10 protein-coding genes and 3 rRNA genes are annotated in these 14830 nt (G+C 62.7%); all 13 read right to left on the bottom strand.

Going from position 1 to position 14830, the window contains the following annotated elements; genetic code table 11:
* Positions 1–20: 20 nt before the first annotated feature.
* The 13 genes from LGT36_RS05775 to tyrS all read right to left on the bottom strand — a co-directional run bounded on the left by LGT36_RS05775 (position 21) and on the right by tyrS (position 14825).
* The gene (locus LGT36_RS05775; protein WP_226264700.1) at positions 21–941 is read right to left on the bottom strand and encodes a copper transporter; all 921 of its coding nucleotides are present in this window, start codon (positions 939–941) and stop codon (positions 21–23) included.
* The gene (steA, locus tag LGT36_RS05780) at positions 941–2083 is read right to left on the bottom strand and encodes a putative cytokinetic ring protein SteA (protein WP_226096142.1); all 1143 of its coding nucleotides are present in this window, start codon (positions 2081–2083) and stop codon (positions 941–943) included. The genes LGT36_RS05775 and steA overlap by 1 nt, the downstream gene beginning before the upstream one ends.
* 4 nt (positions 2084–2087) lie before the next feature.
* Entirely contained in the window at positions 2088–3773 is a 1686-nt protein-coding gene (gene recN, locus LGT36_RS05785) for a DNA repair protein RecN (RefSeq protein WP_226096140.1), read from the bottom strand.
* Between the two features lie 2 nt (positions 3774–3775).
* Positions 3776–4621 (bottom strand): NAD kinase, encoded by an 846-nt coding sequence (locus LGT36_RS05790; protein ID WP_226096139.1) that lies wholly within the window; start codon positions 4619–4621, stop codon positions 3776–3778.
* Positions 4618–5439, bottom strand: coding sequence for a TlyA family RNA methyltransferase (locus tag LGT36_RS05795; RefSeq protein WP_226096138.1), 822 nt, complete (start codon positions 5437–5439; stop codon positions 4618–4620). Before LGT36_RS05795 ends, LGT36_RS05790 begins: the two co-directional genes overlap by 4 nt.
* Before the next feature lie 12 nt (positions 5440–5451).
* Complete coding sequence (locus tag LGT36_RS05800; protein ID WP_226096137.1) at positions 5452–5622, bottom strand: hypothetical protein; 171 nt, start codon at positions 5620–5622, stop codon at positions 5452–5454.
* Position 5623: 1 nt separating this feature from the next.
* Positions 5624–6634 (bottom strand): HAD-IIA family hydrolase, encoded by a 1011-nt coding sequence (locus LGT36_RS05805; protein WP_226096136.1) that lies wholly within the window; start codon positions 6632–6634, stop codon positions 5624–5626.
* A complete protein-coding gene (locus LGT36_RS05810) occupies positions 6627–7202 on the bottom strand; it encodes a hypothetical protein (protein WP_226096134.1) in 576 nt (191 codons plus the stop codon). Before LGT36_RS05810 ends, LGT36_RS05805 begins: the two co-directional genes overlap by 8 nt.
* Before the next feature lie 38 nt (positions 7203–7240).
* Complete coding sequence (locus LGT36_RS05815; RefSeq protein WP_226096132.1) at positions 7241–7504, bottom strand: hypothetical protein; 264 nt, start codon at positions 7502–7504, stop codon at positions 7241–7243.
* A gap of 310 nt (positions 7505–7814) precedes the next feature.
* A 5S ribosomal RNA gene (gene rrf / locus LGT36_RS05820) occupies positions 7815–7931 on the bottom strand.
* Positions 7932–8015: 84 nt separating this feature from the next.
* Positions 8016–11113, bottom strand: a 23S ribosomal RNA gene (locus LGT36_RS05825).
* A 351-nt stretch (positions 11114–11464) separates the two neighbouring features.
* Positions 11465–12988: ribosomal RNA gene (locus LGT36_RS05830) — 16S ribosomal RNA — on the bottom strand.
* Together the 16S, 23S and 5S rRNA genes form the textbook arrangement of a ribosomal RNA operon.
* 553 nt (positions 12989–13541) lie before the next feature.
* A complete protein-coding gene (gene tyrS, locus LGT36_RS05835; RefSeq protein ID WP_226096131.1) occupies positions 13542–14825 on the bottom strand; it encodes a tyrosine--tRNA ligase in 1284 nt (427 codons plus the stop codon).
* Positions 14826–14830 lie beyond the last annotated feature (5 nt).

Here is a 14830-nt window from a genome sequence, read left to right on the forward strand (position 1 = left end):
TCATCACGGTTGCTCGCGGGTCACGGTTGTGCAATGAGATCCAGATTTTCCGCGATTCCGTAGCTTCCTGCGCCACCATCGAGCTGTTCCACGACGGCCAACACCACTTGCGCGTCCACGAGTGAAGGCTCCGTCGCCACGACGACGCTGGGGCGAGCGTCGGCCGCGAGAGCCTCGCCTTGGGAGATGGCGTCCGTGGCGACCGAAGGGGCGGTTGCGGAGCCGAAGGTCACGATCAAGGTCGCCGGCACGTAGTTCTCCCACGCGCCTGCCGCCACCGCTGCAATGGTGCCAGCGCCTTCCGGACCGTCGGCGGTGACCACCACGAGTGCGGAAACTGGCGCCTCTGCGGCCCTGTCCACCGTGAGCAAGCCCGAGCGGGTCAACACCTCGAGCAGCACTTCCGCACCGTCGGCGGCGACGACGCCCTCGCCTGGCTCCGCCTGGACGTCACCTTGGCCGGCAACGTCTGCCGGCACGGCGCCGGGCACCAACGCCTGGATGATCGCGTGCTGGAGCAGTTCTGTGGAACTCAGGCCCTCTGCGCCGACGACGGACTGGGCGACTTGGTCTGCGATCTCGCCGCGGAAGGAGGCCAGCTCAGGTGTCCACCATTCGGCACTCAGCGACGCCTCGAGGCCCACCTGGGCCCCCGCGCTCTTGAGCGCCTGCGTGACGGCCTCGACGTCCTCAGCCTCGGCACCATCGGCCACGAGAACTCCCACCGACACGCCGTCGAGCCTGCCAGCAATAGCCGCGGCCGAGACGTTCATGAGCCAGTCCTCGAGTACGGCGACTTGCGCGAGTGCCTCGTCAGCAGCCTGGCCCCCCGTGGACGTCACGCGCGTCGCCTCCTGATCACGCGGAGTCGCGGTGCCTGCGACAAAGCCCACCGCAAGCGCCATCACGATCAACGCGGCAAAGACCAACCGTGCCGACATCACTCGGTACCCGTGAGGCGCGTGACAAGGTCTTGGACTTCTGGATGCAACGCCAACGCAGAGGCGAGCGCGAGAGCCGCGAAGGCCACTACCAGCCACCCTTGCAAGCGCGACCATCGCGACCTGTGGAGCCTCGCGAGCACGCGACCGTCAATCCAGGCCGGCCCCGCAGCGACCCTGGCCAACAGCGCCGACGCCCCGCGCGCCGAGTCCACCAGGTCAGGGATCGAGGTGTCGATGCCGACGGTCGCGATGAGCTTTGCTCCTGCCGTCGCTGCGAGGGCAACCGCAAGGTCAGCCGATTCGAGCCGCGAATCACTACTCACGTGCCTCACGCCCAAGGCCCCCAGGCGGGTGGTCGCCACAGCGTTCGACTCGCCGTGGACCACCACGCGCGAGGCGTGCGCCAAGACGTCGTCGGTGACGGCCTCGATGGGTCCGACGATCACGTCGATCCGATACTGCTCGGCCACGGTGTTCGCGGCATCCCCCGTCACGATCACGATGGGGTGGAGATCTCGAACCGCGCGCTTGAGCGCGGCCGCCTGGTGGCCGAAGCCTTGCCCGGCAGCGATCACGAGCACGTCTTTGTCTGCGAGGTCGAGGTCCAGGTGCGGAACTGCTTCACCGTCCACGAGCGCGGGCCCATCTCGCTGCACCAGATCAAGTGCGCTCGCCGTGAGCCTCGGCACACGGGACGCGGTGGCAGTGACGGCCTCCGCCAAGCGCTCATCGATCATCTCGGCGTCAACGACTCGGCACTCGACGGTTTCCTTGCCGAGCAACACCAGTGCTCGCGCGCCGTCGGCTCCAGGGTCGACCGTGAAATCGATAGTCGCTTCTTCACCGTCTGCTGCAGCGATGAGCGTGCGCTCGGCCGCGTCAAGCAGGGGAACGGAACGTGAGATAAGGGTCGACGCACCGCGTGCCTGGAACCGCCCCGTCAGGCTGGGCGCCACGTTGATGATGCACGCTGGCTCCCTGTCGGCAAGCAACTCCGCGGACGCTGCGTCCAGGTCGGCCCTGTCGATTACGGCGATTTCGCCGCGCCGCAAAGAACGCGCGAGTACCCGCGGATCGTGGCCCACGCGCACGCGTGCTGACAGGGTGGTGGGTGTGCTGGCCTTGGAAGAACGCCTCATCCCGTCATGGTGCCACGTGTGCGTTCTCCAAGAGCTCTACGGCATGCGCACGCGCCGAAGCAGAGTCTTCCTCTCCTGACAACAGGCGTGCCAGTTCCGTCACGCGATCCTCGCCATCGACTTCCCTCACGTGCGACACGGTGACGGCACCCTCCGACGATTTGGAGACCACCACGTGGTGCGCGGCGCAAGCGGCCACTTGGGCGAGGTGGGTCACCACGATGACCTGATGGGTGCGGGCGAGCGCAGCGAGCCGCTGGCCGACGGCTTGCGCAGCCTTCCCTCCGACGCCGGCATCGACCTCGTCAAAGACGAACGTGTGGGAAGGGCCCCCGGACTCGGCGAGCGCGACTTCGATGGCGAGCATGATGCGCGAGAGTTCGCCGCCAGAGGCCGCTTCCGTGACCGGTCGCGCAGGAGCGCCGGGGTGCGCGGCCAACAGCAGTGAGACTGAATCCGCACCGAAGGGACCTGGCTCGCGCGGTTCAACGAGAATCTGCACCGTGGCGTCTGGCATGGCCAGCATCGCCAACTCCTTCTCGACGTGGTCTGCGAGGCGCTTGGCGGCCTCGTGGCGTCCCTCGGAGACTTGTTGGGCGCGTTCTCGCATCACGGCCCGTGCGGCGTCGTGAGCGGCCCTCGCGGCGGCGACGCGGTCTTCCCAGTCGGCGTCTCCCCCGAGTTCCTGTTCGATCGACTGCCGGAGCGGTTCAAGCTCGTCAGCGGCGCGCCCAAAGCGGCGTTCGGCTGTGCTGATGGTGGAAAGGCGCTGATGCATGGCGTCGAGCCTGGCCGGGTCGGCTTCGAGTCGATCGAGGTAGGACGCGAGCTCTTGAGCCACGTCGGTGGCTCCATACAGGTAGTCGGCGACTCGCGTGGCGAGAGGCTGAAGGGAAGGGTCATGGCCTGCGGCATCGCCCAGGGCCTTGCGCGCTACCTCAAGCGACACGGCCGCGGTGAACTCCGACTCCCCCGCCAAAGCGTCGTGCGCCGTCACGCTCAACTCGCGCAAGGACTCCGCGTGCGCGAGAACCCTTCCCGTGGCCTCTAGTTGTGCGCGCTCGCCCGGTTGGACCCCCGCCTCCTCCAAGGCGGCCAGGTCGTCCCGCAGTCTGGTGATGCGGGCACGCTCCGCGTCCTCAGACTCGACCATCCGCTCAAGCGTCTTGGCCGCTTCGCTCCAGTCGGCCCACGCCTGCCTGTACTGCCCCAACGCCACACCGTGTTGCGGGCCGGCGTAGGCGTCGAGCAATTGACGTTGGCGTGCAGGGGTGCGAAGGCGCACCTGATCGGCCTGCCCGTGAACGGTCACGAGTTCTTCGCCCACTTGTGCGAGCAGTGCCTGGGGCACCGTCCTTCCGCCCAAGATGGATCGAGACCTCGTGGTCGAGCCGACGGTCCGCACCACCGTCACCGTGCCGTCGTCATCGATCACTGCGCCAGCCTCAACGGCCAGCGCGCGTCCCTCCGAAGACTCCGGAAGATCGTAGATCGCCTCGGCAACCGCCTCTTCTGCTCCGACGCGCACGGCGTCCGGCGTGGGCTTGCCACCAAGAATGAGGCCGAGCCCGGTGAGCACCATGGTCTTGCCCGCGCCGGTTTCACCTGTCACGACCGTGAGCCCAGGGCGCAACGGCATCCGCGCCGCCGAGATCACGCCGAGCGAGCTGATCGACAGTTCGTGGAGCATCGCTACTCCTTTGGCGTCCGGTTCGCCCCGCGCCAACCTTCGGTGTCGAGGCCAAACTTGCGAACCAGCCGATCGGTGAAGGGGGCATCGGACGTGCGCGCCAGCCGGACTCGTTCAGCACCAAGGCGCACCTCAATCCGCGCTCCGCGCCGCACCGCGATGGTCTCAGCGCCGTCGAGAACCAGAAGCCCGTCAGCGGGAGATCGGTCCAAGACCTCAACAGCGAACTTCGAACGAGGGCCGACCACGAGAGGCCTGGCGAAGAGCGCGTGAGCGGCGAGTGGCACCATCAACAGTGCCTCGACATCTGGCCACACCACGGGCCCGCCACCCGAGAACGCGTGGGCCGTCGAGCCCGTTGGCGTCGCGATCACAATGCCGTCGCAGCCGAAGCTCGCCAGTGGCCTGCCATCGACCTCAACAGCGACGTCGAGCGTTCGCAGCAACTCAGAGCGTTCGATCGCCACCTCATTGAGCGCCCAACCGTTCTCCACGGTGCCGTCCGGTTGCCGCACCACCACCTCGACGGTGCGGCGCTCCTCGACATCGAATTCGCCGTCCGCAAGGCACGTCACCGCGTGGGCCACGTCACCACGCTCAAGCTCGGCGAGGAAACCGACGTGACCCATGTTGACCCCCAGGAGTGGTGCACCGGTGCCTTGCACTTCCCGCGCAGCTCGGAGCATGGTGCCATCGCCTCCGAAGACCATGACGGCGTCAACGGCTCCCTCGCCGGTGTCAGCGCACACGGCGATGCCGCGCCGCTCGAGTTCCGCGCGCGCCACGTCGGCGGCTTGGAGCGTCTCGGGGCGATTCGGATTCGCGACGATGAGAATTCGGCGGGTCATGGAGTTCCTTCGACGAGCGTGGAAATTGCTGCACTCAAGGCATCACCAGCGAGCACGCGCTCCTGAGCCGCACCCCTAGCCTGCCATGTCTGGCTGAGCCAGACGAAGAATTCCACATTGCCGCTCGGACCAGGCAGGCTGCTGCGCTCCAGCGCGCGCACCACAAGACCCTGGCGCTGCGCGCTCTCGCACACCGCTGCGACCGCCTTGGCGCGTAGCGTCGGCGAAGAGACGACTCCGTGCTTGTCGAGCCCCGACTTGCCCACTTCGAACTGAGGCTTGACCATCAGGACGAAGTCGGCGTCATGAGCGACGACGGCCCGCAGGGTGCCGACCACCATGGTGAGCGAAATGAACGAGAGATCGGCGACCACGACCTGGGCGCCAGTGCCGGGCGAGCCTGGCTCCATGTCTCGCACGTTGAGGCCCTCGACGACCGACACCCGTGGGTCCTTCGCGAGCTCGGGAGCGATTTGCCCGTGGCCAACGTCAACGGCCGTCACGCGGTCCACCCCTCTCTCAAGGAGCACCTGTGTGAACCCACCAGTGGAGGCGCCGACGTCGAGAGCGTGTTTGCCTTCTACCGCGAGTCCGAGGGGACCGAAGGCGTCGAGCGCGCCGACGAGCTTGTGCGCGGCGCGAGACACGTAGTGGTCTGCCTCTCCGCTCAGGGTGATGACGGAGTCGGCATCGACCGTGCGGCTTGGCTTTGTTTCTGGCTCCCCGTCAACCAGCACCCCGCCCTTGGCGATGAGGTCTTGGGCGTGCGAGCGCGAGCGCGCGAGGGCGCGCGCGTAGACGGCTTGATCAAGCCGCATGGAAGTCGAGGCTCAGGATTCCTCGCGCAGGCGCGAGGCGAGCGAATCCTGGATCTTGTCGAAGAACTCGGCTTGCTCGTCCGCGTCCTCAGGGACCTCACTGACGGCCTTCAGCGCCTGCTCCACCTCTGGCGGGTAGTGCACCTCACCGAGTGGCTCACGGACTTCCTCAAACTTGCTCATGTCACGACCCTACTCCGAAGTCGGGGATGCTTCCACCATCGACAGGCTCCCCCGCGTCGGCTGCAGCCCATGACGCGGCACACGCGGCGCGCACCGCGTCGATCCCTGTCCCCTTGACGATGAGCTTCCCTGCATCGACCGACGCAGAGGCGGCGCCGACGTTCCACGTCGAGCCGTCCCTTCTGGGCTTGGGATGCGGTTGGGCGAGACATCCGAGGTCCTCGCCGACGTACGTGGGGCGTTGATCCCGTGGCGCCAAGACGGCGTCGGCGGGCGCAGAGACGCCAGTGAACACGAGCAACCCTGGCATCCCCGCGGCCCTTGCCCCTTTGAGGTCGGTATCGAGCCGATCGCCGATGGCCAGCGGACGCTCCGAGGAGACGGACGCGGCGGCGAGGTGGAAGAGCGTCGGCTCAGGCTTGCCGGCGGCAGTGGGAGCGACTCCCGTCGCGTTGACGACCGCTCCCACGAGAGAGCCATTACCAGGGGCGATGCCCCTCTCGTTCGGAAGAGTCAGGTCAAGGTTGGAGGCGAAGTACCTCGCTCCGCCTTGGACGGCGTATGCCGCTTCAGCGAGGTCTCGCCAGGAAATGTCGGGGACGAATCCTTGAGCGACGGCATCCGGGTTGTCCTGCGCAGATGCGACGAGGGAGAAACCCAGTTCCACGAGAGCGGTCCTCAGGCCCTTGCCACCGACGGCGAGCACCGTCGCTCCCGGCTCGAGGTCCGCTGCCATCAGGCGTGCTAGCGCTTGGGCGGCCGTCAAGACCTCGTCGGCCTCTGTGGGGATTCCAAGACTGCTGAGGTGCTCTGCGACCTCGTGGGGTTCACGGCTCGCGTTGTTCGTCACAAACACGAGGCCCATGCCCGCTTCCCGAGCGTCCTGCAACGCTGGCGGTGCCGTGGGGATGGCGTGCGGGCCACGATAGGCGACGCCATCAAGATCCACGAGGGCCGCGTCAAAAACATCCTGGAGGGGGCTCTCGCTCCCCTTGAGCATGGACTCAGGCATCGGGCTCTTCCTCGAGGTCGTAGACAATCACTTCCTCGTCGTCAACGCCTGGTAGAGCCTGGAGTTCCACGTCAGGCGCGGGCGCCCCTTGGCCGAAGGCCGCCTCAGCATCTGGGAGCGTGCCGAGCCCAGCCGCGGCGCGGATGGTCGCCCTAGCTTCGTCGACGCGTGCAGCCTGATCGCTATCGACAGCGACGATGCGGTCGAGCACCAGGAATGCGGCGTCGAACTCCTTGAGGTCCGCACGAGCGCCCGCCACGACCAATTCGAGCTCCGCCGTACCAGCCTTGTCGAGGCCTTTGGCTTCGGGACCGGAGGCGATCTCCAGGGCGCGAGCGGGTCTGCCGAGCCCGCGCTCACAGTCAGCGACAAGCGCGAGGTGCTCGTGAGACCCGCTCAAGCGGGTCACTGTACGAAACTCCCGCAGCGCCTCGGCATAGCGACCCGTGGCATAGGCGGTCAGCGCCGCTGCCTCACGCACGACGTCGACTCGCCCTCCGCGGGCCAGTGCAACCTGGGCGTGGCGGTAGGCGAGTTCAGGGTCATCGTCAAGAAGCCGACCGGCCATCACGAGATGCCTGGCGACATCCTCGGCGTTGTCCTTGCTTAAGGTGCGAAGTCTGCCGTGCGCGTCTCTATCGAGATCGCCACCAGTGACACCCTCTGGTACATCAGGAACGTCAAGACGCGTCTGGGAGGGACGCGCCTCACCACCGTCCCGCTCTCGACGGGGAACTCGCGCCTCGCGGTCCCCGGCATGGCCGGCGCCGCGGGAGCCTCCCCTTGAGGGCGCCCCAGCACCGCGCGCTCCCGCATTCGAAGGGCCTCCCTCACGACGGGGGCCGCCATCACGACGCGGACCTCCTTCACGACGGGGGCCACCATCCCGGCCAGACGCGCCATCACGACGCGGGGCCCCGCCGCGAGACGAACCCCCGCTTGCGCTGGAACCGTTGCGTTCTGAGTTTCCGCTCCCGCTTGAACCTGCGCGGTAGGGCCGCCGCTCGCCGCGCTGTTCGCGCCCACGTCCGTCTAGGGGCCCTGAGTCGTTGTCGGCCACGAGTTCACCTTTCACATCGCCGTTCGAAAACTGTACGCGCACCTGGAACGACACGCATTCGGGAACGCAAAAAATGCGCGAAGGGGCCGCCCATCATTGGGCGGCCCCTCGCGAATGAATGTCCGGCAGCGTCCTACTCTCCCACACCATCTCCAGTGCAGTACCATCGGCGCTGAGAGGCTTAGCTTCCGGGTTCGGAATGGAACCGGGCGTTTCCCTCTCGCTATGACTGCCGAAACTCTATGGAGTTACTTTCGGTTTCCCGACCGTAATTCGGGAACCGCACAGTGGACGCGTAGCAATGCATTTGAAATCTTGAGTGTAATCAAGTTATCGGCCTATTAGTACCGGTCAGCTTCAAGAGTCGTTAGTCCTCTCTTCCACATCCGGCCTATCAACCCAGTGGTCTTCTGGGGGCCTCTCGGACCGAAGTCCATGGAAACCTCATCTTGAAACGGGCTTCCCGCTTAGATGCTTTCAGCGGTTATCCCTTCCCAACGTAGCTAACCAGCCGTGCTCCTGGCGGAACAACTGGCACACCAGAGGTTGGTCCACCCCGGTCCTCTCGTACTAGGGGCAGCCTTTCTCAAGTTTCCTGCGCGCGCAGCGGATAGGGACCGAACTGTCTCACGACGTTCTAAACCCAGCTCGCGTACCGCTTTAATGGGCGAACAGCCCAACCCTTGGGACCGACTTCAGCCCCAGGATGCGACGAGCCGACATCGAGGTGCCAAACCATCCCGTCGATATGGACTCTTGGGGAGGATCAGCCTGTTATCCCCGGGGTACCTTTTATCCGTTGAGCGCTGGCGCTTCCACTTGCCACCAGCGGGTCACTAGTCCCGACTTTCGTCCCTGCTCGACCTGTCAGTCTCACAGTCAAGCTCCCTTGTACACTTGCACTCGACACCTGATTGCCAACCAGGCTGAGGGAACCTTTGGGCGCCTCCGTTACTCTTTGGGAGGCAACCGCCCCAGTTAAACTACCCACCAGGCACTGTCCCTGATCCGGATTACGGACCGAAGTTAGATATCCAGAGCGATCAGAGTGGTATTTCAACAATGACTCCACCAATACTGGCGTATCAGCTTCAAAGTCTCCCACCTATCCTACACAAACCGCACCGAATACCAATACCAAGCTATAGTAAAGGTCCCGGGGTCTTTCCGTCCTGCTGCGCGTAACGAGCATCTTTACTCGTAATGCAATTTCGCCGAGTTTATGGTGGAGACAGCGGAGAAGTCGTTACGCCATTCGTGCAGGTCGGAACTTACCCGACAAGGAATTTCGCTACCTTAGGATGGTTATAGTTACCACCGCCGTTTACTGGGGCTTAAATTCGAAGCTTCGCCTTGCGGCTGACCTCTCCTCTTAACCTTCCAGCACCGGGCAGGCGTCAGTCCGTATACATCGTCTTGCGACTTCGCACGGACCTGTGTTTTTAGTAAACAGTCGCTTCTCCCTGGTCTCTGCGGCCCTCAAACGCTCCGGCAGCAAGTGCCTTCACGCATCAGGCCCCCCTTCTCCCGAAGTTACGGGGGTATTTTGCCGAGTTCCTTCACCATAATTATCTCGATCGCCTTAGTATTCTCTACCTGATCACCTGAGTCGGTTTGGGGTACGGGCGGCTAGAACCTCGCGCCGAGGTTTTTCTAGGCAGCATAGGATCACCGATTTCCCGCTTACGCGGTTACCATCGGGTCTCAGGCTATATGAGCTGCGGATTTGCCTACAGCTCGCCCTACACCCTTAGACGTGGACAACCATCGCCACGCTCGGCTACCTTCCTGCGTCACCCCTGTTAATACGCTTGCCTACTACGGGTTTGGGTCGCGCGCTACTCCACCGCTCCCCGAAGGGTTAAGTGGCATCGGGCGCTTAGCATTACCTGATTCGGCATTGGCGGTTCTTCGCCGGTACGGGAATATCAACCCGTTGTCCATCGACTACGCCTGTCGGCCTCGCCTTAGGTCCCGACTTACCCAGGGCGGATTAACCTGGCCCTGGAACCCTTGATCATTCGGCGGACGGGTTTCTCACCCGTCTTTCGCTACTCATGCCTGCATTCTCACTCGTGTGGCGTCCACGGCTGGATCACTCCGCCGCTTCACTCGCCACACGACGCTCCCCTACCCATCCACACGCTTGGATCCGAAGACCAGGCAATATGTGAATGACACAACTTCGGTGGTGTACTTGAGCCCCGCTACATTGTCGGCGCGGAATCACTTGACCAGTGAGCTATTACGCACTCTTTCAAGGGTGGCTGCTTCTAAGCCAACCTCCTGGTTGTCTGGGCAACTCCACATCCTTTCCCACTTAGCACACGCTTAGGGACCTTAGTTGGTGTTCTGGGCTGTTTCCCTCTCGACTATGAAGCTTATCCCCCACAGTCTCACTGCTGCGCTCTCACTTACCGGCATTCGGAGTTTGGCTGACGTCAGTAACCTTGTAGGGCCCATCGGCCATCCAGTAGCTCTACCTCCGGCAAGAAACACGCAACGCTGCACCTAAATGCATTTCGGGGAGAACCAGCTATCACGAAGTTTGATTGGCCTTTCACCCCTATCCACAGCTCATCCCCTCGGTTTTCAACCCAAGTGGGTTCGGTCCTCCACGCGGTCTTACCCGCGCTTCAACCTGGCCATGGATAGATCACTTCGCTTCGGGTCTAGACCCAGCGACTCAATCGCCCTATTCGGACTCGCTTTCGCTACGGCTTCCCCACACGGGTTAACCTTGCCACTGAGCACTAACTCGCAGGCTCATTCTTCAAAAGGCACGCCGTCACCCCTGCTAGGGAGGCTCCGACGGATTGTAAGCACACGGTTTCAGGTACTATTTCACTCCCCTCTCGGGGTACTTTTCACCTTTCCCTCACGGTACTTTTCCGCTATCGGTCAGTAGGTAGTATTTAGGCTTATAGAGTGGTCTCTACGGATTCACACGGGATTTCTCGGGCCCCGTGCTACTTGGGATGACTCTCGAGAGTATGCGCCATTTCGTCTACGGGGGTTGCACCCTCTGTGCCGGGCCTTTCAATGCCCTTCGACTATGACGCATATTTCTGACTCTCTGCTGGATCGGCAGATCCAACTGAAAGGTCCCACAACCCCGCTAACGCAACGCCTGCCGGCTATCACACGCTAACGGTTTGGCCTTTTCCGCTTTCGCTCGCCACTACTCACGGAATATCTCTTCCTGTCGGTACTGAGATGTTTCACTTCCCGACGTTCCCTCCACGCGCCCTATGTGTTCAGGCGTGGGTCACTGGACATGACTCCAGCGGGGTTTCCCCATTCGGACATCCTCGGATCAAAGCTTGTTTACCAGCTCCCCGAGGCTTATCGCAGGTTACTACGTCCTTCTTCGGCTCCTACTGCCAAGGCATCCACCATGTGCTCTTAAAAACTTGATTACAGAAATCAAAGATGCTCGCGTCCACTGTGCAGTTCTCAAGTTACGGGCGGGCCCATCTTCCACCTGCGCCTACGTCGCAATAGCGACGGGGTTCGTCAGGATTCGATGGTCCGGCCGGCCGGTCTTTCGACCTGGCCTGAGGTGGGGCTTACGCCCGATCCCTCAGGACCCAACAGTGTGCCATGTAGTGATGTTCTTTCGCGGGAGCGTTCCAGCCCTAAGGCGTACTTGCTCTCGACGCTGTCTGCGTCGCTACCACGTCGATGTTCCATCCGTGAGCTCTCGCCGTTCTACGTATGAGAACGATGCGAGGCCTTGGACGCTCCGAAGAGCGCCAAGTGCTCCTTAGAAAGGAGGTGATCCAGCCGCACCTTCCGGTACGGCTACCTTGTTACGACTTAGTCCCAATCGCCAATCCCACCTTAGACGGCTCCTTCCCAAAAGGGTTAGGCCACCGGCTTCGGGTGTTACCGACTTTCGTGACTTGACGGGCGGTGTGTACAAGGCCCGGGAACGTATTCACCGCAGCGTTGCTGATCTGCGATTACTAGCGACTCCGACTTCATGAGGTCGAGTTGCAGACCTCAATCCGAACTGAGACCGGCTTTTTGGGATTCGCTCCACCTTACGGTATCGCAGCCCTTTGTACCGGCCATTGTAGCATGCGTGAAGCCCAAGACATAAGGGGCATGATGATTTGACGTCATCCCCACCTTCCTCCGAGTTGACCCCGGCAGTCTCCTATGAGTCCCCGCCATTACGCGCTGGCAACATAGAACGAGGGTTGCGCTCGTTGCGGGACTTAACCCAACATCTCACGACACGAGCTGACGACAACCATGCACCACCTGTATACGGCGCCGAAGCACTCCCTATCTCTAGGGATAGACCGTATATGTCAAGCCTTGGTAAGGTTCTTCGCGTTGCATCGAATTAATCCGCATGCTCCGCCGCTTGTGCGGGCCCCCGTCAATTCCTTTGAGTTTTAGCCTTGCGGCCGTACTCCCCAGGCGGGGCACTTAATGCGTTAGCTGCGACGCGGAACTCATGGAAAGAGCCCCACATCTAGTGCCCACCGTTTACGGCGTGGACTACCAGGGTATCTAATCCTGTTTGCTACCCACGCTTTCGCTCCTCAGCGTCAGTTGTGGCCCAGAGACCTGCCTTCGCCATTGGTGTTCCTCCTGATATCTGCGCATTCCACCGCTACACCAGGAATTCCAGTCTCCCCTACCACACTCTAGTCTGCCCGTACCCACTGCAGATCCGAGGTTGAGCCTCGGACTTTCACAGCAGACGCGACAAACCGCCTACGAGCTCTTTACGCCCAATAATTCCGGACAACGCTTGCGCCCTACGTATTACCGCGGCTGCTGGCACGTAGTTAGCCGGCGCTTTTTCTGCAGGTACCGTCACTTTCGCTTCTTCCCTGCTAAAAGGGGTTTACAACCCGAAGGCCTTCATCCCCCACGCGGCGTTGCTGCATCAGGCTTGCGCCCATTGTGCAATATTCCCCACTGCTGCCTCCCGTAGGAGTCTGGACCGTGTCTCAGTTCCAGTGTGGCCGGTCGCCCTCTCAGGCCGGCTACCCGTCGTCGCCTTGGTGAGCCATTACCTCACCAACTAGCTGATAGGCCGCGAGTCCATCCCAGACCGATAAATCTTTCCAGACGATGACCATGCGGTCTCGTCTCATATCCGGTATTAGCACCGGTTTCCCGGTGTTATCCCAGAGTCTGGGGCAGGTTACTCACGTGTTACTCACCCGTTCGCCACTGATCGCCCGGAGCAAGCTCCAGGGTCACCGTTCGACTTGCATGTGTTAAGCACGCCGCCAGCGTTCGTCCTGAGCCAGGATCAAACTCTCCGTAAATGTTTGATAGCAATCCGCCGAAGCGGGTTACAGTCTTACGAAGCGGTTCTCGAAAGAACCAGTTTAATCTCTAGCAAATGAACAAAATGTCACTGACATTTGTTTCGTTTACCAAAGGAATCCAACATCGATCAGGCGGAAGCCTTCACGACGCCGGAGGTTTTGGCATCGACATGTGGCACACTGTTGAGTTCTCAAGGTTCGGACGCGCACCGCATCCACGCTCTTTCGAGTTGGATTTGGGGCAACCCTTCTAACTTACTCCCCCCGAGCCTCCCTGTCAACTCGCCTCATCGGCGTGTCTCCGGTTTGGAGGGGGGTTCCCATCGTACCTCGTTCCGGGCGCTAGCGCGACCAGAATCTGATCCGATAAGAGGTGGCTGCCTGATGAAGTTCGCGGGGCCTTTTCAGTCCTCCGCGTGTTCGCTCCGTCTTCGGCAACAGGTGAAACATTACGGGCTGGTTAACCCCAAGTCAAATCGCCTGTATCTCGGGCGTGTCGCGCTCATCGTGCCTGGTAGACACCAAGTTGGGTACGCCCGAGGCGTCCCCCTCAGGAAGACGGCCGCACAAGTCCGATGGTCTTTTTTCCGCGCCTCAGCACGAACCATCCGCCTGCCAAGGCGCCGTCAGCTGCGAGGACCGCATCGGCGTCGCCGACCTTGACGTTGTTGACGTAGGCGCCACCTTCCGCAACGGCCCGTCGCGCTGCCGATTTCGACTCCACCACGCCGGACTGAACCAGGGCGTCGACCACCATCACACCGGCAGGCACCGCCACGCCGCCGAGCTCCTTCGCGCAGCCCTCAATGGTGGCGTCGTCGAGGGCGCTCAACTCCCCCCGCCCGAAGAGCGCGGCCGACGCATCGACCGCCCCCTGCGCCGCGGTCTCACCGTGCACGAGTGCGGTCACTTCCCATGCGAGGGCACGTTGGGCCTCGCGTGCGAAGGGCCTGTCCTGAACGGCCGACTCCAGTTCCGTGATTTGGGCGCGCGTGAGGAACGTGAACACCTTGAGGTAAGGGATCACGTCAGCATCGGCCTGATTGAGCCAGAACTGGTAGAAGGCGTAGGGACTCGTCAACTCCGGATCGAGCCACACCGTCCCAGACTCTGTCTTGCCGAACTTGGTGCCGTCGGCCTTGGTGATGAGAGGCGTCGCGAGCGCGTGGACGGACACGCCCTCTGCCTTGCGGATGAGTTCGGTGCCCGCAGTGAGGTTCCCCCACTGATCGGAACCACCTGTCTGCAACGTGCAGCCGTAGCGCCTGTACAGCTCGAGGTAGTCCATGCCCTGCAGCACTTGGTAGCTGAACTCGGTGTAGGAAATGCCGTCCTCCGAGTTGAGGCGCCGCGCCACGGTGTCCTTGGCCAGCATGGTGCCTAGCCGGAAGTACTTGCCCACATCCCGGAGCAGCCCGATCGCGCTGAGATCCTTGGTCCAGTCATAGTTGTTGACCATGCGCGCGGGGTTGTCCCCCTCGAACTCCATGAAGGGCTCGATCTGACGTCTGATGCGCTCCACCCACTCGTGCGCCACGTCCACGGGGTTGAGCGTGCGCTCACCCGCCATCTTGGGGTCGCCGATCAGACCGGTCGCGCCTCCCACGAGCATGAGCGGCCTATTGCCCGCGTTCTGGAGCCGGCGCTGCGTGAGGATCTGCACCAGGTTGCCTATATGCAGACTTGGCGCCGTCGGGTCGAACCCGCAATACATCGTGATGGGCCCTGCATCCAACGCCGCGCGAAGTTCATCGTCGCCAGTGGTTTGGGAGATCAGCCCACGCCAAGCGAGCTCGTCCAGGATGTGTTCCGCCGCAGCGTTGTCAGGAGCCATAATGC

The organism is Demequina sp. TMPB413 (genome assembly GCF_020447105.2).
Lineage (GTDB): Bacteria > Actinomycetota > Actinomycetes > Actinomycetales > Demequinaceae > Demequina.